The 25,525-nt window shown below is 68.8% G+C and carries 23 protein-coding genes and 1 pseudogene; 15 read left to right on the top strand and 9 right to left on the bottom strand.

What is annotated here, in order from left to right; translation table 11 throughout:
- The first annotated feature begins 32 nt into the window (after positions 1–32).
- The gene (locus ACQEVY_RS32395) at positions 33–2,141 is read left to right on the top strand and encodes an AAA family ATPase (protein WP_432952921.1); all 2,109 of its coding nucleotides are present in this window, start codon (positions 33–35) and stop codon (positions 2,139–2,141) included.
- A gap of 192 nt (positions 2,142–2,333) precedes the next feature.
- On the opposite strand, the gene ACQEVY_RS32390 is transcribed toward ACQEVY_RS32395, so the two are convergent.
- The 3 genes from ACQEVY_RS32390 to ACQEVY_RS32380 are packed head-to-tail and all read right to left on the bottom strand — an operon-like array spanning position 2,334 to position 3,644.
- On the bottom strand, positions 2,334–2,828 hold the full coding sequence (locus ACQEVY_RS32390; RefSeq protein ID WP_432952919.1) for a ricin-type beta-trefoil lectin domain protein: 495 nt from the start codon (positions 2,826–2,828) through the stop codon (positions 2,334–2,336).
- Complete coding sequence (locus tag ACQEVY_RS32385) at positions 2,825–3,208, bottom strand: peptidase inhibitor family I36 protein (protein ID WP_432952917.1); 384 nt, start codon at positions 3,206–3,208, stop codon at positions 2,825–2,827. Before ACQEVY_RS32385 ends, ACQEVY_RS32390 begins: the two co-directional genes overlap by 4 nt.
- Positions 3,209–3,263: 55 nt before the next feature.
- Positions 3,264–3,644 carry a peptidase inhibitor family I36 protein gene (locus tag ACQEVY_RS32380; protein ID WP_432952916.1) on the bottom strand — a complete coding sequence of 127 codons (381 nt, stop codon included), beginning with the start codon at positions 3,642–3,644 and terminating at the stop codon, positions 3,264–3,266.
- 316 nt (positions 3,645–3,960) lie between these two features.
- Here ACQEVY_RS32380 and ACQEVY_RS32375 point away from each other — a divergent pair, with 316 nt between their 5' ends.
- The 5 genes from ACQEVY_RS32375 to ACQEVY_RS32355 all read left to right on the top strand — a co-directional run bounded on the left by ACQEVY_RS32375 (position 3,961) and on the right by ACQEVY_RS32355 (position 10,688).
- Positions 3,961–5,364: an MFS transporter gene (locus tag ACQEVY_RS32375; RefSeq protein WP_432952915.1), complete on the top strand. Its 1,404-nt coding sequence runs from the start codon at positions 3,961–3,963 to the stop codon at positions 5,362–5,364.
- 87 nt (positions 5,365–5,451) lie between these two features.
- A complete protein-coding gene (locus ACQEVY_RS32370) occupies positions 5,452–6,795 on the top strand; it encodes a carotenoid oxygenase family protein (protein ID WP_432952914.1) in 1,344 nt (447 codons plus the stop codon).
- A 72-nt stretch (positions 6,796–6,867) separates the two neighbouring features.
- A complete protein-coding gene (locus tag ACQEVY_RS32365; RefSeq protein WP_432952912.1) occupies positions 6,868–7,314 on the top strand; it encodes an SRPBCC family protein in 447 nt (148 codons plus the stop codon).
- A 195-nt stretch (positions 7,315–7,509) separates the two neighbouring features.
- Complete coding sequence (locus ACQEVY_RS32360; RefSeq protein WP_432952911.1) at positions 7,510–8,793, top strand: hypothetical protein; 1,284 nt, start codon at positions 7,510–7,512, stop codon at positions 8,791–8,793.
- Between the two features lie 26 nt (positions 8,794–8,819).
- Positions 8,820–10,688, top strand: a complete 1,869-nt coding sequence (locus ACQEVY_RS32355) for an FG-GAP-like repeat-containing protein (RefSeq protein ID WP_432952910.1) — start codon at positions 8,820–8,822, stop codon at positions 10,686–10,688.
- Positions 10,689–11,812: 1,124 nt separating this feature from the next.
- On the opposite strand, the gene ACQEVY_RS32350 is transcribed toward ACQEVY_RS32355, so the two are convergent.
- Positions 11,813–12,478, bottom strand: a complete 666-nt coding sequence (locus tag ACQEVY_RS32350) for a hypothetical protein (RefSeq protein WP_432952909.1) — start codon at positions 12,476–12,478, stop codon at positions 11,813–11,815.
- Positions 12,479–12,634: 156 nt separating this feature from the next.
- On the opposite strand from ACQEVY_RS32350, the gene ACQEVY_RS32345 reads away from it, so the two are divergent.
- Complete coding sequence (locus ACQEVY_RS32345; RefSeq protein WP_432952908.1) at positions 12,635–12,757, top strand: hypothetical protein; 123 nt, start codon at positions 12,635–12,637, stop codon at positions 12,755–12,757.
- Positions 12,758–12,816: 59 nt separating this feature from the next.
- On the opposite strand, the gene ACQEVY_RS32340 is transcribed toward ACQEVY_RS32345, so the two are convergent.
- The 4 genes from ACQEVY_RS32340 to ACQEVY_RS32325 form a co-directional block, all read right to left on the bottom strand.
- Entirely contained in the window at positions 12,817–13,980 is a 1,164-nt protein-coding gene (locus ACQEVY_RS32340) for a hypothetical protein (RefSeq protein ID WP_409130917.1), read from the bottom strand.
- 501 nt (positions 13,981–14,481) lie between these two features.
- A complete protein-coding gene (locus ACQEVY_RS32335; protein ID WP_432952907.1) occupies positions 14,482–15,084 on the bottom strand; it encodes a TetR/AcrR family transcriptional regulator in 603 nt (200 codons plus the stop codon).
- A gap of 48 nt (positions 15,085–15,132) precedes the next feature.
- A complete protein-coding gene (locus ACQEVY_RS32330) occupies positions 15,133–16,128 on the bottom strand; it encodes an NADP-dependent oxidoreductase (RefSeq protein ID WP_383876290.1) in 996 nt (331 codons plus the stop codon).
- Positions 16,129–16,250: 122 nt separating this feature from the next.
- Positions 16,251–17,177 carry an NADP-dependent oxidoreductase gene (locus ACQEVY_RS32325; RefSeq protein WP_409130924.1) on the bottom strand — a complete coding sequence of 309 codons (927 nt, stop codon included), beginning with the start codon at positions 17,175–17,177 and terminating at the stop codon, positions 16,251–16,253.
- Between the two features lie 136 nt (positions 17,178–17,313).
- Here ACQEVY_RS32325 and ACQEVY_RS32320 point away from each other — a divergent pair, with 136 nt between their 5' ends.
- The gene (locus tag ACQEVY_RS32320; RefSeq protein WP_432952906.1) at positions 17,314–18,357 is read left to right on the top strand and encodes a GlxA family transcriptional regulator; all 1,044 of its coding nucleotides are present in this window, start codon (positions 17,314–17,316) and stop codon (positions 18,355–18,357) included.
- 72 nt (positions 18,358–18,429) lie between these two features.
- On the opposite strand, the pseudogene ACQEVY_RS32315 reads toward ACQEVY_RS32320, so the two are convergent.
- Positions 18,430–18,561: pseudogene (locus ACQEVY_RS32315) on the bottom strand (IS630 family transposase); the annotation flags it as partial.
- A 283-nt stretch (positions 18,562–18,844) separates the two neighbouring features.
- On the opposite strand from ACQEVY_RS32315, the gene ACQEVY_RS32310 reads away from it, so the two are divergent.
- The 7 genes from ACQEVY_RS32310 to ACQEVY_RS32280 all read left to right on the top strand — a co-directional run bounded on the left by ACQEVY_RS32310 (position 18,845) and on the right by ACQEVY_RS32280 (position 25,519).
- Complete coding sequence (locus ACQEVY_RS32310; protein WP_306501734.1) at positions 18,845–18,979, top strand: hypothetical protein; 135 nt, start codon at positions 18,845–18,847, stop codon at positions 18,977–18,979.
- A gap of 955 nt (positions 18,980–19,934) precedes the next feature.
- Entirely contained in the window at positions 19,935–20,141 is a 207-nt protein-coding gene (locus ACQEVY_RS32305; protein ID WP_432952905.1) for a hypothetical protein, read from the top strand.
- A gap of 190 nt (positions 20,142–20,331) precedes the next feature.
- Entirely contained in the window at positions 20,332–20,574 is a 243-nt protein-coding gene (locus ACQEVY_RS32300; RefSeq protein ID WP_328771805.1) for a hypothetical protein, read from the top strand.
- 123 nt (positions 20,575–20,697) lie between these two features.
- Entirely contained in the window at positions 20,698–21,795 is a 1,098-nt protein-coding gene (locus tag ACQEVY_RS32295; RefSeq protein WP_432952904.1) for an alpha/beta hydrolase, read from the top strand.
- Entirely contained in the window at positions 21,792–23,549 is a 1,758-nt protein-coding gene (locus ACQEVY_RS32290; protein ID WP_432952903.1) for an FAD-dependent oxidoreductase, read from the top strand. Before ACQEVY_RS32295 ends, ACQEVY_RS32290 begins: the two co-directional genes overlap by 4 nt.
- 6 nt (positions 23,550–23,555) lie before the next feature.
- A complete protein-coding gene (locus ACQEVY_RS32285) occupies positions 23,556–24,443 on the top strand; it encodes an intradiol ring-cleavage dioxygenase (RefSeq protein WP_432952901.1) in 888 nt (295 codons plus the stop codon).
- Positions 24,444–24,481: 38 nt separating this feature from the next.
- Entirely contained in the window at positions 24,482–25,519 is a 1,038-nt protein-coding gene (locus ACQEVY_RS32280; RefSeq protein ID WP_432955503.1) for a maleylacetate reductase, read from the top strand.
- Positions 25,520–25,525: the final 6 nt, after the last annotated feature.

The raw sequence follows: 25,525 nt of genomic DNA, 5'->3' as shown, positions 1-25,525 counted from the left end.
ATGATCGGGCAGTCTTCTGGAGGGGTGGGGAAATGACAGGTGACACGACCAACGCATTAGCAGCACGACTCGCAGCGGCGCAGAGGAGGTCCTTCGTCGGTCGCGAGGCCGAGATCGACCGTTTCGCCGCGATGCTTCGACGTGAGCCCGGCTCACCGGCTGTTCTGTATGTGCACGGGATGGGTGGCGTGGGCAAGACGACGTTGATGCGACGTCTCGCGACCGAGGCACGCGAGGCCGGACATGCGGTCTCACAGGTCGAGGGAAGGCATGTCGAACCCTCGCCCCAGGGCTTCGAGCGGGCAGCGTCCGGAGTGCTCGGCGAAACCCACAGCGTTCTCCTGATCGATTCATTCGAACACTGTCAGGGCCTCGAGGGCTGGTTACGGGAGCAGTATCTGCCCACGGTTCCGGAGACCACGGTGGTCGTGATCGCAGGGCGTCGGCCGCCCACCGCGCAGTGGACCTACGACATCGCGTGGACCGATGCCCTGGCTGTCATGGAGCTTCGCCCCTTGGACGAAGAGCACGCACACGTCCTTCTGGAGCGGCACGAGGTCCCTGTGGCTCTGCGCGAGAAGATCTTCGCCTTCGCCGGCGGTCATCCTCTGGCTCTGAGGATCGCCGCGTCGCTGGTGACCGCCCACAGTGATGCTCCGGCGGACTGGGGGCCGGACTCCCATATCATCGGCGAACTCCTTGCCTCTCTGGTCGGCACCCTTCCCACAGAACAACACCGCACCGCTCTGGAAACCGCCGCCCACGTGATGACGCTGAACAGATCTCTGCTGGGCGCGGTGATGGGCCAGGACAGCGCCGGCCCGATGTTCGACTGGCTGTGCGAACTCCCGTTCACCGAACTCGGGCCGCGTGGGCTGTCCGTCCACGATCTGGCGGCCGAGGTCCTGGATCGCGACCTGCGCTGGCGCGACCCCGAGGGCTATGAGCTGATGCACCACAAGGTGGGGCGCTTCCTTCTGAACCGTACGCGGACGGCACCGGAAGTCGAGGCGGTGCAGGCGATGCGTGCGCTTACCTATCTGAAGCGTCACGGCCCCATGCGGGCGTTCGTCGAGAGCATCGAACGTGAAGGCGATGTCTGGGAGGAACCTCTGCGTCCCGAGGACCACGAGATCGTCCTCAAGATAATGGCGCACGTCGAGGACGAGGACTCGGTCGCCATCGTACGTTTCTGGCTCGAAAGGCAGCCGGAGGCGTTCTGGCTCTACAGAGACACCCGGACAGGCCACCCGATGGGCTTCATGGCGTGGCTGCGGCTGACACGGCGCGAGCCGGACCACCAGGCGGATCCCGTCGTCGCGGCGGTCTGGGACCACATCGAAAGCCACGGCCCGCTGCGCACCGGACAGCACGTGGGCATAGCGCGCTTCTGCGTCGGTGAATCGTCGTACGGCGGTGTCTCTCCCGTGGAACACCTCATGGAGTTGCACGTCACCAAGGACCTGCTCAGGGCGGCAGGCATGGGCTGGTCCTTCATCGTCACCACCCACGTCGAACTCTGGCGAGAGCTGATGCATCTCAATGGCCATCGGCAGATCGTGAGCGCGGCCGTGGATAGCGGGAGCGTCTGGACCGCATTCGGTTGTGACTGGCGTGCCAATCCGCTGGAGTCCTGGTTCGACCGCACCTGGTCCCTGCTTCCGCAGGCCGAGCCCGTGCACGCGGCCAAGCGGAGCGAACCGCCGCTGGACCTCGGCACCTTCACCGCGGCGGTACGCACAGCTCTGCGCGACCTGCACACCGCCGCGCTGCGAGAGAACCCCCTGCTCGCCACCCGGCTCATGACCGAACGCGCCGACCGGACGGGCACAGACGACAAGCAACTGCGCCAAGTGCTCCTCGAGACGATCGAGAACCTCCGGCACGACCCCCGTCACACCAAGGCCTATCGGGCTCTCAAGGCCACGTACACGCCCCGCCACCGGACCCAGGAGGCCGCGGCAGCCCACCTCGGCATTCCGTTCAGCTCCTACCGGCGGCATCTGGCACAGGGAATCGACCGTGTCGTGGAGCTTCTCTGGCAACAGGAGGTGACGCTGCCGGCACCAGAGGGCGCGCTTCTGCCGGTGACGGCTGAAAGGTCGGCCCTGGACATCCTCGGCGACCCGCAGGCCCCCTAGTCCCGCCTGTCGCGCCGTCGAACACCGCGGTCCCCAGCGGGTTCCCCGGTTCGCGGCGGTGCCGGGCCGAGTCCCGTCCCGCCCGCGGCGGCAGCGACCGCGGGGCTTCCTTGGCACTTGGGCTGATTTGTTGTCCCCAGGCCGCCAAAGAGGCCCCGCCTCATGCGCCGCCTCCGTTCGGCGCAGAGTGATCTACAGCCAGTTCCACTTCCACTTGTACTTGTCGGCGTTGTCCACCGCGCGCGTGTCGGCCAGGCTGACCGACCCGCTCGCCCACCCGACGAGCACCTTGCCGGGGAAGCCCCGGCTGACTATGCCCACCTTGGTGCCGGGTAACCGCTCCCACAGCTGGCCGGGGTCGGTGGTGTTGCACTTCGAGAGGTACAGGTTCGTCCCGTTGGTGTCCAGGCACGAGTCGCTGATGTAGCCGTTGCGCAGCCAGCCGTCGGTGCTCAGGTGCCAGGAGGACCAGCCGCCTATGTCGCAGGTACCCTGCGTGATCGGATGGCTGGCTACGTGGATGTTGATACCCAGACAGGCATTGGTGTAGGGGTTCTGGAGGCTGACCCATGCGCCGGCTTCGGCCTGGGCCTGCGGCGCGACGCCCAGGGTCAGGCAGGCCGCGGCCGTCGCCAGGAGACCGAGACGGACGCGGGTAGGGGCATGGACGCCGATGCGGTCGATCACGAGGTCCACCTGCAGAAATTCCCGGGGCGGAAGCTGGTGGTCAAGTCGTTGGCCCAGGAACTGATGGCCGGGATCTTGGCGCCCGGACGGATGGAGATGAGGCACCCCTCGAACTTGTCGTCATCGTAGAGCGAGATCCAGTTATCGGTACGGTTCCAGAAGGACGTCAGCCGATCGTTCATGTAGTCGCCGACGTTGGGCTGTGGCTCGCTGGAGTAGGCGAAGCGCCCCTGGAACCCGGAGTGCTCCCAGAGACAGAACTCTCCGACCGGGCACTGGCTGTCAGCAGCCGCGGCCGGCCCACCACTTACGGTGGTCAGCCCGAAGGCCGCGCTGAGCGTGAGGACCGCGGCGGCCAGGGAGCGCATACGTGTCGTCATCGTCTTCCTCTTATTTTGGTCACGGTCGCTTTCCTTGTGTTGGTCACGGTCGCTCTCAGCACCACTTGCCGACGGCGAACGAGGTCACGCGGTCGTTGAGGTGGGGGTCGACGGCGTTGTCGGAGCCGCCCGGCGGGATGGCGAACAGGCAGCCGCGGTAGCCCGAGTCGTCATAGACCGTGATCCATTGGTCGGTGCGGTTCCAGTAGGAGGTCATGAGGTCGTTGTGGCGGAGGCCGATGTTGGAGACGTTCTGCGCCGGGCTGGTCAGCAGCCGCCCCCCGTAACTGGAGTTCTCCCACATGCAGAACCAGTTGGGCTGGCAGTCGCTGCTGTCCGCGGCGGCCGGCGGTGCGCCCAGTACGCCGAGGGCGACGGACGCGAAGACGGCCGCTCCCGTCATGGACAGCTGTTTCACGAGGCGATGGCCGCGCATGATTTCCCTTCCTCCGACCCCGGGTTCATTCGGGCCCGGGCTTCTGGAAAACGATCATCCGCGCGGCGTCCGCCCACCCGACAGCCCGTTCCACTGTCCTCTCATGCTCGTCCCTGCTCACCTCCGCTCACCGGGGACCGGGAGCCATGTGTGAATGCCGGTGAGCACCACTGAGCAACGGTGAGCACCAAAACGGTCTGGGCTCGCTGGGCCGTTCGCAACAGCCTGGTCACTGCCGCCGGAAGCCACGGCACGTCACGGCGCGCGAGAGCCCCCAGGGGCACCCTCTGTTCCATCAGCGGTCCGAAAGGCTGTCATGCGTGCCCTCACACACTCCCTGCGCCCCGGACGCCGTGGGGTCACTCTCTTCCTGCTGGCGGCAGCGCAGTTCCTTGTCGTACTGAACACGTCCGTCGTGAACGTGGCGCTGCCCGTCATCGGCGAGGAGCTGCGGCTCTCGCCGGCCGGGCTGACCTGGATCGTCAACACCTACCTCATCGCCTTCGGGGCCCTGCTGCCTGTGGGGGGAAGGCTGGCGGACCTCTTCGGACACCGCAGGGTGCTGGTCATCGGTCTCCTGTTGTTCGTCGCGGGATCCTGCGCGGCGAGCCTGGCGTACGGAGCGGGCCCGCTCATCGCGGCACGCGCGGTGCAAGGTGTCGGGGCCGCTGTGCTCTCCCCGGCGGCCCTGGCCGTTCTGCTGTCGCTGGGGCCCGCGGGTGAGAGTCGCGGGAGGGATCTGGGTATCTGGGGAGCCGCCTCCGCGGCGGGAGGAGCGGCCGGTGTGCTCTTCGGTGGGCTGCTGACCAGCGCCCTGGGTTGGTGGTCGGTCTTCGCCGTGAGCGCGGTCGTCGCCACCCCCGTCCTGCTCGCCGTTCCCAGCCTGATCCCCCGCGATGGCCGCAGGGCAGGCGGACGGCTCGATCTGCCGGGCACGTTCGCCGCGACAGCCGGCCTCGTCCTCCTGGTGTACGGGCTCGGCTCACGCGACGGATCCACCCTGCACAGCACCGTGATCCCAGCGATCGGCCTCGCCCTGCTGCTGTGTCTCGCGCCTCTCGAACGCCGGGCGAGTCACCCGCTGATCCCTCCCGGGCTGCTGCAGATCCGTTCCGTTGTGGCGGGCAACCTCCTCATGCTGATGCTCGGCATGGTGTGGGTCGCCACCTTTTTCTTCCTGCCTCTCTACCAGCAGAAGGTCCTCGGCTACTCACCGCTGACCGCCGGTCTCACCCAACTGCCGCTCTCCGCCGCGCTCATGGCGGCCTCCACGCTGGCCGGGCGGTTGCGCGCACCGCTGCTTCCCGGGCTCCTCACCCTCGCCGCGGGGCTGTTGTGGCTGGCGCGACTGCCCGTCGACGGCACGTTCGCGGCCGACCTGCTGGGTCCGACCGTCCTGATCGGTCTGGGGCTGGGCCTGGCTTTCGTACCGTTGACGGCCCTCGGCGTGAGTGGTGTGGAGGCGCGTCACTCGGGTGTGGCAGGCGGACTGATCAACACCGCACGGCAGGTCGGCGGCGCGATCGGCCTCGCCCTCCTGACCCCCCTGGCGGCACCCGAGGGCGGCCCGACGGCCACCGGTCCGGCGACCCTGGCGCACGGCTGCAGCCGGGCTCTGGTCGGCGCGGCCGTCATCTGCCTCCTGGCCGCCCTCGGCGCAAGAGTCCACATGGCACGCGACTCGCGGGCGGGCAGGACCGAGTCCCTCACCTCCCGGTGAGCCCGGACCTTCCGGTGAGTGCACCGCCGCGCACCCCGCCTCCCAGCAGGCGGACCGAATACCAGTACCCGGTGACAAGGAGTCATCATGAAGCCGTATCTGACAGGTCACTACACGCCCCACGTCGACGAGGTCACCGCACACGACCTCCGGGTCGAAGGAACCCTTCCCCCCGAGCTGTCCGGGCGGCTGGTGCGCAACGGCCACAACCCCAAGCCCGGCATCACTCCCACCCACTGGTTCAAGGGCAGCGGCATGGTGCACGGCATCCGGCTGCGCCACGGACGCGCCGAGTGGTACCGCAACCGCTGGGTACGCACACCGGCCCTGGACGGAGCGCCCTACATGACCGACAAGGGCCCCGACCTGACCGCCAGCACTGCGGGCACCCATGTCATCGAGCATGCCGGCCGGCTGCTTGCTCTGTGCGAGTCCAATTTCCCCTTCGAACTGACCCCGGACCTGGAGACCGTCGGCGCGTACGACTTCGACGGCAGGCTCACCGACGTCATGACCGCCCACCCCAAGCACGACCCGGGCACCGGCGAACTCCACTTCTTCAGTTCCTCGCCGTTCCCTCCGTACCTGACCTACCACGTCTCCTCGGACAAGGGGGAACTGCTCCACAGTGAGGAGGTCCCGGGGGCGAGCGCATCACTCAAGCACGATTTCGCCGTCACGGAGCGGTACGTGGTGTTCATGGAGGGGACGGTGACCTTCGACCATGGCGAAACCTCGGGCATCCCCTACGCCTGGAAGGACGAGCAGCCTGCCCGCATCGGCGTGATGCCGCGTGGCCGGGGCGGCGCAGCGTCGATCAAGTGGTTCGGCATCGAGCCGGGATCGATGCTGCACGCCGCCAACGCCTACGAGGACGGACCCGGCCGCATCGTGCTGGAGGGCCCCACCGTGGACCGGGACGGCTTTCAGCGGTCCTGGAACTGGTGGGTCGGCTCACCGGGCCGCGGAGCCGTCCCCAACTCCCGGTCCTTCAACCGACAGTGGGTGATCGATCTGCCTGCCGACACCGTCCGCGAACAGACCATCGACGACCTGGTGATCGAGTTCCCCACCATCAACGAGAACCTGGCCGGCCGCAGACACCGGTACCAGTACGCGATCTCCTTCCCGGACGACCATGGCATCGGGAACTTCGGCGTGGTCAAGTACGACCGGACCACGGGAGCACGCCTGATCAGAAACGTCGGTGATGGCCAACTGCCCAGCGAAGCGGTCTTCGTGCCCTCCGCGCAAGGAACCTCGGAGGACGACGGATACCTGCTGACCGTCATCAGCAACCTGCACGCCGACGCCTCACAGCTCCTCGTCCTGGACGCCACCGATGTCACGGCCGCCCCCGTGGCCACCGTGCACCTCCCGCGCCGGGTCACCGCCGGAATCCACGGTTCCTGGATCGACGACCAGCACTGACCCGAAGCACCCCTGGGCACCGGCCCGGCCACGACTGCGCACGACTTCAGAGAACTCAGAGAGAAGGAAACCGTGAAGGACATCGACCGCTCCGCCCCCGTGATCGTCGAGTTGCGCACCACCATCGACGCCACCCCCGAAACACTCTGGGAACTGCACACCGACATCAACGCCTGGCCGAGCTGGAACGCGGGCATCGACAAGGCTCACCTGCCGGAAGGCTTCGCCGAGGGCAGCGTCTTCGACTGGGAGACAGCGGGCTTGAGCATCAGCTCCCGCATCATCGAAGTGCAGCCGCGGCACCGCACCGTCTGGGGAGGCCCGGCCCACGGCATCGACGGCGTCCACGTCTGGACCTTCGAACCCACCACGAACGGCACGGTCGTCACCACCCTCGAATCCTGGGCGGGCGCGCCCGTGGAAGCCGACCCGGAGGGGATGCGCACGGCCTTGGAGGGCTCCCTCCTGGCATGGCTCGGCGCCCTGAAGGGCGCCGCCGAACGACGCAGCCGCGGCTGACGTGAACCAGACCCTACTTAGCGGCGTGTGCCTGCGGCAGCAGCCCAGCCGGCCGGGCATCCGAGCCTGCTGGGACGCTGCAGCTTCTAGAAGTGGAAAAGTTCGTTGAGTCGAAGAAAAACGCCCGGCCCGCGAAGCCTGGGTTCAATCATCCGCATCTTCACAGTCGGTATCGCCTGTTCTCTCATTCTGCACGTGTCGAGCGAATCCGCGGTAGCACTCGACCAGGCAACCGTCCGGCAGCCGACAGCCGGGTTCGCCGCGTATGACGCCGCTGCCGAACCAGGCGGCTTCGGAACAGGCGGCTTGAAGATCATCGGTGTCAACGCGCCGGCCGCCGCAGCGCCGGTGACGGAGACGTCCCCGCCAGTGGCGCTCTGCGGACCGGCGGGGACCGCGCGTCCGGGACCGACCGGCACGGGCGCGCTGGGGCAGAACCCGGCCGGGGGAGGCTCCGGCATCAGCATCGAATGTGTGGACGAGCCGGGCAGAGTGGCGGCGATGGACGTCGCCGATGGCGACATAGTGATCAACTATGACGTCGAGGGACTCGATCCAGCGGTCACCCAGGACGTGATCGACGGGCTCAACCAGGACGACGAGCTGCTGAGCGACGCGATCAGAGACATGTTCGAGAGCCACAAGATGGAGCTGCCGGACCCGGGGTTCGAGTGGTTCGATTTCGACGGGACTCTCGTGCAGACCTCCACCGGCTTGGCGATCGTCCTACCCGGGGCCCAGGCCTGGGACCAGTCCGAGCCACCGTTGTGGGGACCCTGGGTTGCCGGCGTGATCGGTTTCGCCTTGTACGCGTTCGTCGACGCCGTCTGTATCGTCGGCTTCGGCGGTGCCTCAGCCACTCCGCTCGTCATCGACCTCTGCGGTTCGCTCGCCGGCTTTGCGGGAGCCTTCGTCGGCACGGTCATGCTGGCGATCTTCAAGGGCGACGACCTGAGCCACTTCAACCCGGTCTGGAACGAGGCACTGGCCGCTGGGATCGTGGCCGCCGCAGGCGGCTACATGACCAATCGCTATCTGGTGCCGTGGGCGAAGGACAAGGCCCCCGCGGTCTTCTCCAGGATGGGCAAGGCCATCGTCTCCGCCGCGAATTCGATCCGCTGGTGGGTGGGCGACTCCGTTGTGAGCGCGGCGACCTGGCTGTCGACCGAACTGACACAGACCGGCGTCCTCTTCCACGACCTGATCGTCGCCGCGGCCAGAAGGCTCGGCTTCATCCGCAACATGCGGGTCATGCCCCTGGGTGACTCGATCACCGAGGGGCGTGGCAGCTCAACGGGGTCCAGTTACCGAGCCGATCTCTGGGCCGAGTTCAACGCGGCGGGCAACCGACTGGACTTCGTCGGAACCATGACGGCGGGTCAGCTGCCGGACCGAAACCACGAGGGGCATTCCGGCTGGCGCATTGACCAGATCGCCCAGGGGCGGACTGCTCGGTTCCCATGCACCGGCCCAACGTGATCCTGTTGCATGCCGGGACCAATGACATGAACCAGAACTACAGCGTGGACAGTGCACCGACTCGGCTCGGCAACCTGATCGATCAGGTTCTCGTCGACGCCCCGGAGGCGGTCGTTGTGGTGGCGACCGTCGTTCCGTCCACGAAACCGTCGGTTCAGCCACGCATCGTCGAGTACAACCGCAGCATCCCCGGTCTGGTTAAGAGCCGCCAGGTTGCGGGCAAGCACGTCCTGCTGGCGGACATGAGATCGGTGACGACAGCCGATCTGGCCGATCAGCTGCACCCCAACGACGAGGGATACCGCAAGATGAGCACCGTCTTCCGGGACAGCATTTATGACGCTGCCGGGAAAGGCTGGCTCAAGGACCCCGTCGCTCCCGACTCCGGTGGTACGGGCACCTGCCCGGCCCCTGAGACGGAACCTGGCGGCTGGGACAACGCAGGGGAGGTCATTCCGGGTGCCGGGCTTCCGGTCTCCGGGTGGGTCGACTTCGCCGACATCAATGGCGACGGACGGGATGACCGCCTGACGATCGCCGACGACGGTGCGGTCGAAGCCTGGGAGAACGAGCCGGGTGACGGTGGCAAGCCGTCGTGGTCCCGTCTCGGCCGGATCGCCCCCGGCGTCGGTGCCCCTGGAGCGCAGGTGCACTTCACCGACATCAACGGAGACCGCCGCGCCGACTACCTGGACGTGGACCCGGCCGGCCCGGTGCGGGCGTGGCTGAACACACCGGGTGACGGCGGAAAGCCCTCCTGGAAGAGCTGGGGAGAGATAGCCCCTGGCGTCGGAGCATCATCACACCAGATAAACCTCACCGACATCAACGGAGACCGCCGCGCCGACTACCTGGTCGTCGAGGACAGCGGCGCGGTGCGGGCGTGGCTGAACACACCCGGCGACGGCGGAAAGCCCTCATGGAAGAGCTGGGGAGAGATCGCCAAGGTGCCGGGAGTCTCCCCAGGCCAGATCAGGTTCGTCAACCTCGACGGCGACGGCAGATCCGACTACCTGGCGTTCAAGGTCGACGGTGCCGTCGACGCGTGGCTGAACACACCGGGTGACGGCGGAAAGCCCTCCTGGTCCAGCCTCGGCCGGGTCTACTCCGGCGAGCTGGCCGGCGATCCGGATGCGCTTCAGTTCGCGGAGATCAACGGAGACGGATTCCCGGACTACGTGATCGTGAACAGCGACGGTTCGGTGCAGGCAGGGCTCACCGATGGCGGGATCTCCCCCGCGGGAACCCCTCACTGGACCGGTCGACAGGAGATCGCTCCCGGTGTCGGCGCTCCCGGCTCACAGGTCCGGTTCGCCGACATCGACGGCGACGACCGAGCCGACTACCTGGTCGTCGCCGACAACGGCGCCGTACGAGCCTGGCTCAACACCCCCGGCAACGGCGGAAAGCCCTCCTGGAGGAGCTGGGGTGAGATCGCTCCCGGCGTCGGCGCTCCCGGCTCACAGCTCCGGTTCGCCGACATCGACGGCGACGACCGAGCCGACTACCTGGTCGTCGCCGACAACGGCGCCGTACGAGCCTGGCTCAACACCCCCGGCAACGGCGGAAAGCCCTCGTGGGCCGGTCTGGGGACCTACGCCGCCGGTGTGGATGGTGCCACCCGCGCCATGGTCAGGTTCGCCGACGTAAGCGGTGACGGCCGTGCCGACTACCTGATGGTGAGTGAGGCAGGCCAGATCCGCGCCTGGATCAACAACGGAGGTGAGGGCCGCGGTGGCTGGGTCAACCGGGGCGTCTTCGCCATCGGCGTCGGCTCGTCCCGGGACAGCCTTCGGCTCGCCGACATCAACCGTGACAACAGGGCGGACTACCTGGTGGTGTCCGGTAACGGGTCAGTGCGTGCGTGGCTCAACGCGGGCGGAGACCCTGCCTGAGCCCCGGTGACGGATCATGGGGTGCTCGGAGGACTCCTCCGAGCACCCCCGCTCGTCGGGCAGCCAGGTGGCCCCTTGCTGAGACCTGTCAGCCGTCGTCCCACTGCAGACCCGTGGGTTCGAGGCACGCCGCCGGGTGGCCCCGCCGCTTCGGCCACGCCAACCACATGGGTAAAGGGGAGAGGCGGTCGGCGGTCCTTCTGCTCACTCGCCGGCCCACGATCGCGGACCGGGCAGTGGCGACCACCGCGGGATCCTCCGGCGCATTGGACCAACAACGTGGGAGCACCGAGCGGCACAACAGCCAGCGGTACCGCGCCGTCTGCACCACGAGCAGTCCAAGACCCAGAGCACGACCGGTATGCGACCAGATGCGTCGCGGACGACGGCCTACCGCCAGCGAATGAGGTGTCCCCGGTCCTGGATTCCACGCACGCGACGCAACAGCGCCGTCTTGGCCCCTGTCTGGTTCCTGGATCTTGACTTCAAGCCCCAGGGCAGCCGCCCGGACGGCGAGCGACAACCTCAATCGCCTACTCCGTCGCAGGTCAGACGGGTTGGAACTCCCTCGAGCGCCGCCGGACTCCAAACTCACAAGCAGCGGATTCAGTCCGCTCAGGCAAAGTCGACGCCCCGACACCCAAAAATGAACGTTTCCGCAGGTCAGAGGCCTGCGCAGGTGGGGCGGGTGGGACTCGAACCCACGGCCGACGGATTATGAGTCCATTGGGGATCTTGGCGGGCCTTGTCGATCAACGCTCATCTTTGCCGTTTTCCCAGGTCAGACGCGCTGATCCGTGTCAGTCCTGTGTGGCGCTTGTCGATGCGTTCCTGTCCTTGTGGCCCCTCAATGGCCCCTGGAAGCCGCTGAGTTGGACGCGTACCACAGCAGCAGCCGCGTCCGCCCAGTTCAGCCAGAGGGATAGAACCCTCGCACAGCGGATTTCCCTTCCAACGCGCAGAGGCTCCGCCCCTCCACTCGGGGCGGAGCCTCGATAACCGTTTCCGCAGGCCAGACGTCTCGCAGCTTAGTCGAGTTCAGACACAACGAGGGCCCCACGGTTTCCATCTCGGCACTGACCACCGCGGCGCCCCTGCCGACTACTCCAGATCGAGGGGCAGCCCTACGCTGCACTCTCGGCTTTGGCGTCGCTGGATGAAGTCGCAGGCGTCTCCGTAACGGGGGCAAGGCTTCGCTTCTTCCCCGCTCCAGCAGCCTTGGCTTGGACGTACCAGCCAGCCTTGATCGCCCTCCGGGTCTTTTCCGTCAGCCAGGAACAGTCGTCAGCCTCGTGCCTGTCCGTGTGCAACAGCGCCAAGAGCTCAAGAAGCCGGTCAGCCCGGTTTAGGTAGTAGTCGGCTTGCTCGGACGCCACGGCACCGGTGCGATTTGCCCAGTACAGATCAACGTCGAACTTCTCAATGTCACGGAAGTCCTTCCCGAAGATGCCGCCGACCTCCTCCTTCGCCCATTGCGTTTCGAACCGCGCGATGTCACTAGCGGTCTCCCCAATCTGCCGGGCCAGATCTTCCCGCGACATGTCCATGCTGAGTCCAGCGGCGATGAGTACACCTTGCGCACTCTCGATTTCTCGCGACATGGCTTGGAGGTAGACGAGCATGCCCCGGATCCACGGCTTGGCCGTTTCTGCTGCACGGGCACGCTTCTGTGTCGTCAGTGCTCCACTGAGATATGCGCCCAGGTTGTCAAGAGACCAGGAGATCGAGGCGTCCAGGGCACGCGGCACAGCTGATGTCTCGTCATCGGAACTCGTGATAGTCGAAGTCATGTCCAGCCTCCGGGATATGCGAAGTCGTGGAGACCAACGAGCAGAGCCATGTCCCGCGGCGCTTGCTCACGAGATTCATCCGGACGCGGTACAGCGTGGCTCCTGGCTTACGTGCTGACACATAACTTCCCTTGCGCGCTGAAGAGAAGGACGTGGGTGCTGCTCCGCAGTTGGACGATCCATGGGTCCATCGCCCTGCTCGTGGAGCCGCCACCGTTCTACTGCTCCTCCGGCTCACCGTCTACCGATGTCGTCACGTTGACCGTCGGCTCTGACTGAGATTTCAGGCGTGGATTTTTCGTACCGGAGCCGCCTGCCTGTCTGGTCGGCGGCGAAGGTCACGAGGAGGCACCAAGTGTCGATTGGTAGGCGTCAGCCGCAGCACTCAGCTCATCTAGGTAGTGCAGCAGGGCCGTCGGGTCGGAGTTCACCCCTGCGATATGGGCCATCGTCCTCACGACCGTCACGTCGTCCAAGGAGGACACCCATGCCCTGACCGTTTCGGGCTGTGCTCCCACTGGCGGCATGGAGAGGATTTCCGGAAGAGCGCGGCGGGCCTGCGTGGCCTGGATGCTCAGAGTGCCCCGCTCCGTTGCGGGCGTAGTGCCTGCCGACAGGAGTGCGCGCCGGAGATCGCTGTGCCCGATCGCGATGTCGAGCTGAGGTGGGATCGGGGGGCTCTGTCGGGACCCGGTGACGAGGATGGGTATGGCCGTCGTCCGGACCCAGTCTTCGAGGTAGCCGAGTTCTTTCACCGCTATGTTCCAGACCCCGGTATGAGGACGCTGAAGGCAGACGGGCGGGACGATCGAGAACTCGATCCTGGCGTTGCGGGGGCCGCTGGCCAGGACGGCTCCGGGCTGGAGACGAAGGCCGTGGCCGGGCTGTGGGTTGCGTTCCAAGGGGAGGGCGACGGTGAGGTCGGGGTGCTGACGGTCGGGGTAGACGGCGCCGAGGCGGACGGCAGCGACGGCCGGCGTGCGGTGCTTGGCCAGGTTGGTGTGCTCGGCCAACAGCCGCAGCGGGTGGTCGTCGAAGTCGCGGCGCTGGAAGGGCTGTAGTACCCGGATGCGCTCGGCGAGCACGGCACCGGCGGCAAGCGGGCCCAGCTGGCTCCGGCGCCCGTGTGCGAGCCAGGTGTCGAAGCGGGCCGGCTCGGTACAGGCGGGCATCTCAATGCATCGCGCCTCCTGGTCGGTCAGCGGGCGCTGTAGGAGGTGCTCGACCTCGGCGTACAGGGTGTGCTCCAGGGCGGCGCGGAGCTGGGTGAGGGCGTCCGCAACGAGGCGGGGCATCAACTCGGGTATCGGTGCGATAGCGGTCACCTTGATGTGAGCCCGGTCGTCGTGCACAACCTCGGTCAGGGTCAACGGGCCCTGGTCGGTGTAGTCGTGGACGATCCGCGTGACGTGATCGATCAGCCGGTCCACATGAGCCAGGGTGGGCACCACGTGCAGTTGATGGTCAGGCAGCCAGTCGTAGTCGGCGGCAGAAGTCGTCATGGCCAGGAGCGTAGTCCCGACGCCTAGGCCGTTGACCTGGACGTGCTTGGCGGCCGGGACGCTCGCTCGGTCCCTGCACGGACCCAGCGTGTATGGCCGAGTGGTGGGGCGGTCACCTACGACTGCCATGTCTGCCGGCAGCCCTACGAGCGCCCCGACCTGGCCGCCTGCGCCACGCACGACGCGGTAGGACGGCATCATCGCGTCGAAGGCGCCCTTGAACTGCTGAATCGACCCACAAAGCCCTGACCGCACCACACGGGCCTCGACCCGGAATCCTGGGGACAGGGACTGTGCGACGGGGACTCGACGCCACGTAGGCAGGCAGTCTCCGGAATCCCAGCAGCACGCGGTGGCGGTAGCCCTCCGGCCGGCCGCCCCAGCCGTCCGGTCATGCCGGTATGGGCAGCAACGGTCGGCTGACCTGCCATGTGGGGATTCGGGCCATGCCGCAGCCGAGGACTGCCCGGATGGTCGCCTGGGCCTGAGGCTGGCCGCGCTTCAGCGAGGCAGCAGGACGTCGACCTGCCTGCGGATGTCCTGCACGATCTCCTCGACGCTCAAGGCGATGTTCACGCCCGCCGCCATGCTGAGGAACATCGCGGCGGACACGATGTGTGCCAGCGTCGCGGCGTCGCCCTCTGCGACCCGTTCGTCTCGGCGCAGCACGGCGGCGATGGCCTCCTCGGTCTGCGCGACGATGGCGAGTGCCGCGCCGTGCCGGGGCTCCTCGGGGTCGCCGAAGAGCATCTCTCGCAGGTAGGTGCGTCCGTTGTCGATCTGGATGCGGTTGCACTCGACGATCGGCCGGACGATCGCCAGCACCGCGTCCAGCACGCCTGGGATGGTCTCGGCGTCCGCCCGGCCCTGCTCAAGTGCTTCGACGTACTTGGCGTTCTGGACAAGGAGGAGGAGTTCGCCCTTGGTCTTGGCATAAAGGAACAGGGTCCCGGTGCCGATGTCGGCCTGGTCGGCGATCTGCTGGGTCGTGACCTCATCGACGCCGTGTTCGGCGAACAGTTCACTGGCGGCAGCGACGATGCGGTCGAGTTTCTCCTGCTTGTTCCGCTCGCGCCGTCCGACCGACTGGGAGGCGGCAGACATGGGTGGTGTCCTCGTGCGTTCTGTGTCGCCCGTCGCGGTTGCGGCGGGTCAGCTGTGGCCGATGACGGCCTTGCCGCGGATGCCGCCCTGGGACAGGGACTGCAGCGCCTGCGGGGTCTGGTCGAAGCCGACCACCTTTCCCACGACCGGACGCACCACGCCCTGGTCGATGAGGGTGGTGATCTGGCGGAGCTGGTCGCCGCTGGCGCGCATGAGCATGAACTCATACGTCACGCCGAGCTTCTTCGCCTGCTTGCGGATCTTGCGGCTCAGGGCGGCGACCCCCAGGCGCAGCAGCGGGTTGAGGCCGGCCTCGCGCGCGAAAGTGGGCTCCGGGGGACCAGCGATCTCGATGGCTTTGCCGCCGGGCTTGAGCACCCGCAGGGACTTCTCGAGAGTCTCCCCACCGAGGCTGTCCAGCACCAGGTCGTAGCCGGTCAGGAGCTGCTCGAAGTCCTGGCTGCGGTAATCGATCACCGTGTCCGCGCCGAGCGCGCGCACGAAGTCCGCGTTGGACCCGCTGGCGGTCGTGGCGACGCTCGCACCGAGGTGCGCGGCGAGCTGGATCGCGATCGAACCGACCCCGCCGGCCCCGGCGTGGATGAGAACCTTCTGCCCGGGCCGCACCTTCCCGCGCTCCACCAGCGCCTGCCACGCCGTGAGCGCCACCAGCGGCAGCGAGCCGGCCTCATTCATGCTGATCGAAGCGGGCTTGAGCGCCAGGTCGCCCTCCGCTACGGCGATGCGCTCGGCGAACGTGCCGATGCGGTCCTGGTCGGGCCGACCGTAGACCTCGTCTCCGGGCTTGAAGCCGCGAACCGCCGTCCCGACGCTGATGACAGTGCCCGCAACATCGTTGCCCAGGATCAGCGGCAGTTTGTAGGGCAGGATCTGCTTCAACTCACCGGCGCGGATCTTCTCATCCAGCTGATTCAGTCCGGCGGCCTCCACCCGGACGAGCACGTCGTGCTCCCCCACGGTGGGTTCGGGGACGTCCGCCTCCTGCAGCGGCTCCTTGTACTTGGTGACGACGAACGCTCGCATGGGACGTCTCTCCTTGTCTTCATCCTATTTATCCAGGCGTGAGGCCAGATCAGGACCGGTCGGTCCCGGGGCTCCGGTCCCGCTCCACCTGCCCGCAGCCGACCCGGCCGGGGCGGCCGGCGTCAGGCGACGCTCAGGACGATCTTCCCGGTGGTGCGGCCCTGCTCGCCGATCTCGTGCGCCTTCGCGGCCTCGGCCAGCGGGACGACGGTCTCGACCACGGGCGTGAGCGCGCCCCGCTCGGCCAGGGCGGCGATCTCGCGCAGACCCAGGTGGTCGGGCTCGACCAGCATCCACACCGCCCGCACGTGGCCGGGGACGTCGGCGGGGACGTCGTCGGGGCCGGGCAGGGTGATCAGCCGGCCGCCCGGGCGCAGCACCGTCAGGGACCGCTCGGCGTTCTGGCCGCCGAGCCCGTCCAGCACCACGTCCACGTCCCCGACGGCGTCCTCGAAGCGGACCGTGCGGTAGTCGATCACCTCGTCCGCGCCCAGCTGCCGCAGCAGGTCGTGCTTGCCGGCGCTGGCCGTGCCGATGACGTACGCGCCGCGGGCCTTGGCGATCTGCACGGCCAGGTGGCCGACCCCGCCGGCCGCCGCGTGCACCAGCACCCGCTCACCGGCGCGCACCCCGGCGGTGTCCACCAGGGCCTGCCAGGCGGTCAGCGCGGCCAGCGGCAGCGCCGCCGCCTGCACGTGGGTGAGGTTCGCTGGCTTGGGCGCGAGGTGGCGGGCCGGGGCGACGACGTACTCGGCGTAGGCGCCGGCCTGCCGCGGGAACAGCGGCATGCCGTACACCTCGTCCCCGGGGTGGAACATCCCCACGCCCGGTCCGACGGCCTCCACGGTGCCGGAGACGTCCCAGCCGACCGCCGGGACCTCTCCCCACTCGATCAGGGCCCCGCTGGCCCGGGTCTTGAAGTCCACCGGGTTCACACCGGCCGCGTGGACCCGCACCAGGACCTCGTTCAGTCCCGGCTCGGGCCGGGCGACCTCACGCTCCACGAGCACTTCCGGTCCGCCCCACTGCTCCACGACCACCGCACGCATGCTGTCCGCCTCACTCTTTTCCGTCTTGATCGGATACCGGCCGTCCGGGCCCTTCCCGGCGCGACGCAGTCCACGATCCGGCATCCGCCCCCACCATGGTGTTGGCCGTCTGGCCACTATGTGACAGGATCTGGCCATGAGTGAGATGCAGTGGCCGTGCACCGACCCCCTCCCCGACCCGAGCGCCGACGCGGCCGGGCGGCACCGCATCGCCGTCCTCGCCCTGCCCGGCGTCCCGCCCTTCGAACTCGGCATCCCCTCCCGCGTCTTCGGCAGCGTCCTGGACGCCGGCTCACGCCCGCTGTACGAGGTCACCGTCTGCACCGCCGACGGCGCCCCGGTCCTCAGCGACGCCGGGTTCACCGTGCAGCCCGCGGCCGGTCCCGAGGCCCTGGCCGCCGCGGACACCGTGATCGTCCCGCCCACGCACGCCATGCCCGAGCTGGGCCGCGGCGGCCCGCTGCCGCCCGAGGTCACCGCGGCCATCGCCGGCATCCGGCCCGGCACCCGCCTGGTGTCCATCTGCGCCGGCTCCTACGTCCTGGCCGCTGCGGGCCTCCTCGACGGCCGGCCCGCCACCACCCACTGGGGCCTCGCTCCCGAGTTCCGCCGCGCCTACCCCCGCGTCAAGGTCGACGAGGAGGTCCTCTTCGTCGACGACGGCGACGTCCTGACCTCCGCGGGCGTCGCCGCCGGCGTCGACCTGTGCCTGCACATGATCCGCCGCGACCACGGCACCGCCGCCGCCAACCGCGCCGCCCGCATGTGCGTCGTCCCGCCCTGGCGGGACGGCGGCCAGGCCCAGTACATCGACCGCCCGGTGCCCGAACCCACCGTCGGCACCACCACCGCCACCCGCGCCTGGGCCCTGGAACACCTCGGCGAACCCCTCTCCCTGAACCGCCTGGCCGAACACGCCCGGATGAGCCTGCGCTCCTTCACCCGCCGCTTCCGCGACGAGGTCGGCATGACCCCCGTGCAGTGGCTCACCGCGCAACGCCTGGAACTGGCCAAGCAGTTGCTGGAGACCACCGACCTGTCCATCGACCTGGTCGCCCACCGCTGTGGCTTCGGCTCCGCCAACTCCCTGCGCGCCCACATGCGCACCGCCTTCGGTGTCTCACCCGCCTCCTACCGCCGCACCTTCCATACCGACGACCTGGTGGAAGCGGGCGTCTGAGGACACATCAGCGCCGCACATACCCGCTCCGCGGGCCGGCCGGGATCCGCCTGATCATCCGCTGCCGGTGCCCCCTCCAGCGGAGGCCAGCAGCATCATCGCCCGCCGGTAGCGCACCGAACTCGTGCTGCCCCGGCGCACGATCTGCTGCAGCTTCTGCCCCTCGTGGTCGGTCAGTCTGCGCACACGGACGGGCTCGGCCACCGCGCCTCCAGCGGTCGGATCGAATGTCACCGCACATGCAACCGCCACGACCGCCGACCCGGCGAACCTAGGACCGTCCATGGACGGCGTGTCCCAGCACCGGATGCACCCGCGCCTGGCGGCACACGGCCCCTGTCTCCAGCACCGCGGCGAACTCCGCTGATCCACGGCACGTTGATCCGGCTGAAGGCTGATCGCCTGCCCGGCGACCGTGCCCCGAAACCGGTCTGGCTGTAGTCCTCGATGACCGGCGAAGACATCGACGTACACCGGCAGGGACTCGATGTTCAGCTGGTTCGACATCGGCCGCTACGTCGCCGACCCCCGCCGCCAGGAGCAGCTGTTCGCCCCCGCTCTCACCGCCGAGGACGGCCTCGGCCGGTACACCGACGAGCTGGGCATGGCGCAGCACCGGTGACGGGCCCGCATGCCGGTCCCGCCGCCCGGGGCTAGGGGGCCATACGAGAGAGGGTCGAATAACCCCATCGGGGCCGTTTCCTCTTCGGGCCGTTTCCTTGCCCCTCGGCCGTCGCCGGGACACTTCCTCAGCAGCGACAGGCTCTCCACAGCGCAGATACCAGCCGACGTCGCCCCACCCGCGTCCGCGCACTGGCCGCGCCGGTATCAGCACCGCCCGCCTCCGCCACCGGCCCGGTGCTCAACCGGCCGCCCCGTGGATGGCTGCCCCAGCAGCGCCACCATCAAATGGGACAACGGATCGACCCCGAGACACCGTCGGCCTGGACACGGCTACGCCCTCCCGGCCCCTGTACGGCCCCTGGGTCTTGGCATCGACCCTCAAGTCAGTCGCCCGGACCGCGAGCCAGGACCTCGATCATCCACTCAGCTGCAGGTCAGACGGTTTGCAGCTACCCAGGCCGTCTCCGGACTCCAAACTCACGAGCAGCGGATTCAGTCCGTTCAGGCAAAGTTGACGATCCGACAGGACAAAATGAACGTTTCCGCAGGTCAGAGGCTTGCGCAGGTGGGGCGGGTGGGACTCGAACCCACGGCCGACGGATTATGAGTCCATTTAGGATCTTGGCGGCCCTTGCCGATCAGTGCCGATTCACGGCGTTCTTGCAGGTCATGCCTGTGCACCTGTGTCGGCCTTGCGTGGTCCTTGTCGGTTGGTTCCTATCCTTGCGGTCCCTTTGTGGTCCCTACCGCTCCTTGAGAGAGCCGCCCGATACGGAATCCTGGGCGTCGCTCCAGCTCAGCCGACACGGTCGAACCTTGGCGCAGCGGATTCTCCTTCCAGCGCACAGTGCGGCGCGCCGGACGACGAAGGGGCTCGGGCGGGCTCGGGGCCAGGCGGGATCAGCCGTGTCGACACGGCTATCGCTGAGGCAGCCGAGCGGCAGAGCCGGGCGATGCGTGAGCTCAGCGCGCGGGCGTTCCCCGAGCTGGAGGCAGGCGGGGACGACCAGCCGTCCCCGATCGAGGCGGCCCGCGCCCAACGTCGTCGGGATGCCGAGGAAACCCGCCGCCTGGCACTGAAGCGGGCGCGGGAGGACCGGGCCCGGCGCAGTGGAGCTCCGACCGAACCGGTGACGCCGGACGTGCGCCATACGGCCTGACTCCCACCCGTCAAATGTGTGATCCATGCGCGAAACACGGCGTCCGGGGAGGTGACCAGGCCCTGCATGACCGGCATCAGCGGCTGGGCGGTTCCCGCGCGGCCTCCTCACCTCGCTCCACCCCCGCCCTACGGACTCACGGCCCGCAAGGTGCAGGCCGCGGCCGCAGCCCGAGCGGCCGTCTGATCACTTGACTGCCGGGCCTCAGCTTCAAGTACGGCCCGGCCAGCCGCCCGTCGTCGCCGAGTTCGTGGAGTCGTCCTTCGAGGTCGTACGCGCCAAGCGGTGGGTCGGCACCGGCAGCTTCCACGTGACCGGCCTCTCCGACCGCGACCCGCTGCACAAGCTGCCGGTCGTCGAGCAGCTGGAGGCCGCGCTCTACACCGACGCCCTGGTCACCCTCGCCCCCACGCGCACCCTCCCGCCGAAGTAGCCGCCCTCCGGGACGCTGATGAGCGCCATGCATCACGGCGTCCCCAACCGGCATTGGACCGCCCGGGAGCCGATCACCAATAGTGCTGGGCATGGGCGCAGACGCCGTGACGGAGGTTCACCGATGACCATCTCTCCACCACCCGGAACCACCGAGCCGGCCCGTGCCGCCTCGCCGTTGACGATCAGCGAGCAAGGCGCGTTCTGGGTCGGTGTCGGGCGCAAGCCGACCGAGGCCGGGACCGCCGCCGAGGCCGCGATGTACGTCCAGTACCAGATCCCGGCCGATCTCCGGCATCCGCTGCCCGTGGTGATGGTCCACGGGGGCGGCGGCCAGGGCTCGGACTACCTGTCGACGCCTGACGGCCGCCCCGGCTGGGCCACCCGGTTCGTCGAGGCCGGTTACGCCGTGTACGTGGTCGACCGTCCGGGGCACGGGCGCTCCCCGTACCACCCCGATGTCCTCGGGCCCATCGAGGGCGCGGCGCCGACGTACGAGTTCATCCGCTGGCTGTTCTGCGACGGGGCGGGACGACCCGGCAGCCAGTGGCCCGGCAGCGGCGAAATCGGCGACGACTCCGCGCTGGACCAGCTGATGGCGAGCCAGGGCCCGACGCTGCCCACCTTCGCCGAGAACGAGGAGCAGATGCGGCGCTGCGGGGCCGAGTTGCTGGACCGGATCGGACCGGCCGTGCTGATCACCCACTCCATGGGGGCGCCCTTCGGCTGGTTGGTCGCCGATGCACGGCCCGGGCTGGTGAAGGCCGTCGTCTCCATCGAGCCGATAGGACCCCCGTTCGTCGAACTGCCCGGCCTCGGAAAGCTGGAGTGGGGGCTCACCGCGGCCCCGATCACCTACGACCCGCCGGTGCGGACCCCGGAGGAACTGCGCACCCGGCTGCGCGAGGCCGGGGACGAGGGGCCGCAGGACTGCCTGGTCCAGGACGAACACGCCGGCCCCGTGCGGTCCCTGCCAGGGCTGCGGGGCTTCCCGATCGCCGTGGTCGCGGCCGACACCTCACCGTTCGCGGCGTTCCAGCACGGTGTCGCCGGCTACCTCGCCCAGGCCGGTGCGGACGTAGAGTTGCTGCGCCTGGCGGACCTGGGGCTCACGGGCAACGGTCACCTGCCCATGGGTGAGAAGAACTCCGACGACGTGGCCGAGGCACTGATGACCTGGCTGAACAAGCGACTGGCGGCAGTGGAGGAAACGTCCCGATGACAACCGTGACAACCGTCGAGACCGAGGTGCTCATCGTGGGCAGCGGTCCTGCGGGAGCGAGCGCCGCACTGGCACTGAGCACCTATGGCGTGCCGAACGTCATGGTCACCCGCTACTCACGCCTCGCGGACACGCCCCGGGCGCACATCACCAACCAGCGCACCATGGAAGTGCTGCGTGACCTCGGTGTCGAAGAGGACGTGATCGCCCAGGCCACCCCGCAGCACCTGATGGGCAACACCGTCTTCTGCACCGCCCTCGCGGGCGAGGAACTCGGCCGGCTGAGGTCCTGGGGCAACGAGCCGCTCGTGCAGGCCGCACACGAGCTGGCCAGCCCCACCCGGATGTGCGACATGCCGCAGCACCTCATGGAACCGGTGCTCGTGAACGCGGCCATAGCACGCGGAAGCCAACTGCGGTTCGGCACCGAGTACCTGTCGCACGAACAGGACGCCGACGGCGTGACCGCCACGGTCCGCGACCGGCTGCGCGGCGACACGTACACCATCCGCGCCAAGTACCTGATCGGCGCGGACGGCGGCCGCAGCAAGGTGGCCGAGGACGCCGGGCTGTCGATGGGCGGCCAGATGGGCGTGGCCGGCAGCATCAACATCGTCTTCGACGCGGACCTCACCAAGTACGTGGCGCACCGCCCCGCCACCCTCTACTGGGTGCTGGCGCCCGGCGCGACCGTGGGCGGCATCGGCGCCGGCCTGGTGCGCTGCATACGGACGTGGAACGAGTGGCTGATTGTGTGGGGCTACGACGTCAATGCCGGGCCGCCGGACCTCACCGAGGAGTACGCCCTGTCCGTCGTACGCAAGCTGATCGGCGACGACGAGATCCCGGTGACCATCAAGTCGTCCTCCGCGTGGACGGTCAACGAGATGTACGCCGAGACCTACTCGAACGGCCGGGTGTTCTGCGCGGGCGACGCCTGCCACCGTCACCCTCCGTCCAACGGGCTGGGCTCCAACACCTCCCTCCAGGACTCCTACAACCTGGCATGGAAGCTGAAGCTGGTCCTGGACGGCACCGCGTCCCCGTCCCTGCTGGACACCTACAGCGACGAGCGCGCGCCGGTCGGCAAGCAGGTCGTCACCCGGGCCAACCAGTCCATCGGTGAGACGGCCCCCGTCTTCGAGGCGCTCGGCGGCCTGGCGCCGCAGACCGCCGAACAGCTGTGGCGGAACATCGCCGCCCGCAAGGACACCACTACGGAGGCCGAGGAGCAGCGGGCGCGGCTGCGGGAGGCGATCGCCTTCAAGACGTACGAGTTCAACGCCCACGGCGTGGACCTCAACCAGCGCTACGCCTCCGCCGCGATCGTCCCGGACGGCACACCGGACCCCGGCTTCGAACGCGACCCCGAGCTGCACTTCCAGCCGAGCACCCGCCCCGGCGCCAAGCTCCCGCACGCCTGGATCACCTCCGGCACCCGCAATCCGTCCACCCTGGACCTGGGCGGGAACGGCCGGTTCACCCTGATCACCGGCATCGGCGGCGAGCCCTGGACGGAGGCCGCCCGCATCCTCGGCAAAGAGTTCGGCCTGGAGATCACCACGGCGGTCATCGGCCCCGGCCAGGAGTACGAGGACCCGTACGGGGACTGGGCCCGGCTGCGGGAGATCGGCGACTCGGGCGCACTGCTGGTACGGCCGGACAACCACGTGGCCTTCCGCCGCCGTGACGCCACCGGTGATGTCACGGCCGCACTGGGCGACGCGCTCCGGCAGATTCTCGGGCGGGGCTGAGCGGCCATGGACTTCACGGCGAAGACCGCGAGGACCGCGAAGACCGCGACGACGACGGCGGTGCTGGAAAGCTTCGCCCACACCTCCGATCCCCGACTGCGCGAGGTGCTGACCTCCCTGACGCGTCACCTGCACGACTTCGTACGGGACATCGAGCCGACCCAGGCCGAGTGGGAGCGGGCAATCGACTTCCTCACCGCCACCGGGCACATGTGCGACGACACCCGGCAGGAGTTCATCCTGCTGTCGGACGTCCTGGGAGTGTCGATGCTCGTCGAGACGATCAACGACCACAAGGCGGCCGCCGCGACCGACTCCACGGTGCTCGGCCCGTTCCACATGACCGAGTCCCCGATCCGGGAACTCGGGGCCACCATCGACCTGGTCGGCGCCGGCGAGCCCTGCGTGATCAGCGGACGGGTCATCTCCGTCGACGGTACCCCGCTGCCCGGTGCGACGCTGGACGTGTGGCAGGCCGACGACCAGGGTTTCTACGACGTCCAGCAGCCGGAGAAGCAGCCGCCGGGCAATGGGCGCGGGCTGTTCACGGCGGACGCGGAAGGGCGGTTCTGGTTCCGCTCGTGCGTTCCCAGCCCGTATCCCATTCCGACGGACGGGCCTGTCGGCTCCCTGCTGGAGGCGACCGGCCGCCACCCCTACCGTCCCGCCCATGTCCACTTCATCGTGGGCGCCGAGGGGCACAGCCCGGTGACGACGCACATCTTCGTGGCGGGCAGCGACTATCTGGAGTCGGACGCCGTCTTCGCCGTGAAGGAGAGCCTGGTCGAGGAGTTCGTCGAGGTGGACTCCCCCGAGGAGGCCGCAGAGCTGGGCCTGGCCAACCCCTTCCGCCGGGCTCGCTTCGACATCGTGCTGCAACCGGTGATCGTGTGAAGGACGAGGCCCTGGACTTCACCTACCAGGCACAGCCGATGCGCGTCGTCTTCCGGTCGGGTGCCGTGCCGGGAGCGGTGCCCGGCGAGGCCGCGCTTCTCGGACTGCGCCGCGTCCTCGTGCTGTGCGACGACCATGGCCTGGACACGGCCCGTGCCGTCGCCGCGTCTCTCGGCGACGCCTGCGCCGGGCTGTACGCGGGGGCGGTGACGCACGTCCCGGTGAAGGTCGCCGACCTGGCCGTCGAGGCGGCTCGCGAAGCCCGTGCCGACGGCTGTGTGGCGGTCGGCGGGGGTTCCGTGACCGGCCTGGCCAAGGCCGTCGCACTCAGGACCGGCGTGCCGATCGTCGCCGTCCCGACGACGTACGCCGGCTCGGAGATGACCCCCGTCTGGGGCCTGACCGAAGGCGCGGTCAAACGCACCGGGCGCGACCCGAAGGTGTTGCCGCGCAGCGTCGTGTACGACCCGCTGCTCACGCTCACCATGCCGCCCCTGGGGTCCGCGACGAGTGGCATGAACGCGATCGCCCACGCCGTCGAGGCTCTGTACGCCCCGGACACCACCCCGATCGTCGCGCTCATGGCGGAGGAGGGTGTACGGGCTCTGGTCGGCGCCCTCCCCGACGTCGTGTCCGCCCCCACCGAGCCGTCCGCCCGCAGCCGCGCGCTGTACGGGGCGTGGCTGTGCGGTACCTGTCTCGGCGCGACCACCATGGGGCTGCACCACAAGCTCTGCCATGTGCTCGGCGGCACCTTCGACCTGCCGCACGCCGAGACGCACGCCGTCGTCCTGCCCCACGTGCTGGCGTTCAACGCCCCGGCGGCACCCGAGGCGCTTGCGGCACTGCGCCGGGCGCTCGATGTCCCGGACCCGGCACGGGAGTTGTACGAGTTGGGCGGGCGGCTGGGCATCCCTCGATCGCTCGCCGAGCTGGGTCTGACCGCCGCCGACGTGGACCGTGCGGTCGACCTCGCGCTCGGGGCACCGTACGCGAATCCCCGCCCGGCGTCCGCCGACGATCTGCGCGCCGTCCTGCACGCGGCATGGGCGGGCGAGCCGCCGTACGGCGGCTGACCGCTT

Origin of the sequence: Streptomyces sp. CA-288835 (assembly GCF_050936385.1) — a bacterium.
GTDB lineage: Bacteria > Actinomycetota > Actinomycetes > Streptomycetales > Streptomycetaceae > Streptomyces.
The sequence above is the reverse complement of the archived record's forward strand: the minus strand, read 5'-3'. Positions and strand labels throughout refer to the sequence as shown.

What these genes read in the sequence shown, in the direction of transcription:
- ACQEVY_RS32295 (WP_432952904.1), top strand. Translation starts at nt 20,698, where the DNA reads ATGACCATCTCTCCACCACCCGGAACCACCGAGCCGGCCCGTGCCGCC.
- ACQEVY_RS32305 (WP_432952905.1), top strand. Translation starts at nt 19,935, where the DNA reads ATGCGTGAGCTCAGCGCGCGGGCGTTCCCCGAGCTGGAGGCAGGCGGG.
- ACQEVY_RS32290 (WP_432952903.1), top strand. Translation starts at nt 21,792, where the DNA reads ATGACAACCGTGACAACCGTCGAGACCGAGGTGCTCATCGTGGGCAGC.
- ACQEVY_RS32370 (WP_432952914.1), top strand. Translation starts at nt 5,452, where the DNA reads ATGAAGCCGTATCTGACAGGTCACTACACGCCCCACGTCGACGAGGTC.
- ACQEVY_RS32385 (WP_432952917.1), bottom strand. Translation starts at nt 3,208, where the DNA reads ATGACGACACGTATGCGCTCCCTGGCCGCCGCGGTCCTCACGCTCAGC.
- ACQEVY_RS32375 (WP_432952915.1), top strand. Translation starts at nt 3,961, where the DNA reads ATGCGTGCCCTCACACACTCCCTGCGCCCCGGACGCCGTGGGGTCACT.
- ACQEVY_RS32335 (WP_432952907.1), bottom strand. Translation starts at nt 15,084, where the DNA reads ATGTCTGCCGCCTCCCAGTCGGTCGGACGGCGCGAGCGGAACAAGCAG.
- ACQEVY_RS32380 (WP_432952916.1), bottom strand. Translation starts at nt 3,644, where the DNA reads ATGCGCGGCCATCGCCTCGTGAAACAGCTGTCCATGACGGGAGCGGCC.
- ACQEVY_RS32355 (WP_432952910.1), top strand. Translation starts at nt 8,820, where the DNA reads ATGAACCAGAACTACAGCGTGGACAGTGCACCGACTCGGCTCGGCAAC.
- ACQEVY_RS32395 (WP_432952921.1), top strand. Translation starts at nt 33, where the DNA reads ATGACAGGTGACACGACCAACGCATTAGCAGCACGACTCGCAGCGGCG.
- ACQEVY_RS32320 (WP_432952906.1), top strand. Translation starts at nt 17,314, where the DNA reads ATGAGTGAGATGCAGTGGCCGTGCACCGACCCCCTCCCCGACCCGAGC.
- ACQEVY_RS32325 (WP_409130924.1), bottom strand. Translation starts at nt 17,177, where the DNA reads ATGCGTGCGGTGGTCGTGGAGCAGTGGGGCGGACCGGAAGTGCTCGTG.
- ACQEVY_RS32330 (WP_383876290.1), bottom strand. Translation starts at nt 16,128, where the DNA reads ATGCGAGCGTTCGTCGTCACCAAGTACAAGGAGCCGCTGCAGGAGGCG.
- ACQEVY_RS32310 (WP_306501734.1), top strand. Translation starts at nt 18,845, where the DNA reads ATGTTCAGCTGGTTCGACATCGGCCGCTACGTCGCCGACCCCCGCCGC.
- ACQEVY_RS32280 (WP_432955503.1), top strand. Translation starts at nt 24,482, where the DNA reads ATGCGCGTCGTCTTCCGGTCGGGTGCCGTGCCGGGAGCGGTGCCCGGC.
- ACQEVY_RS32350 (WP_432952909.1), bottom strand. Translation starts at nt 12,478, where the DNA reads ATGACTTCGACTATCACGAGTTCCGATGACGAGACATCAGCTGTGCCG.
- ACQEVY_RS32285 (WP_432952901.1), top strand. Translation starts at nt 23,556, where the DNA reads ATGGACTTCACGGCGAAGACCGCGAGGACCGCGAAGACCGCGACGACG.
- ACQEVY_RS32340 (WP_409130917.1), bottom strand. Translation starts at nt 13,980, where the DNA reads ATGACGACTTCTGCCGCCGACTACGACTGGCTGCCTGACCATCAACTG.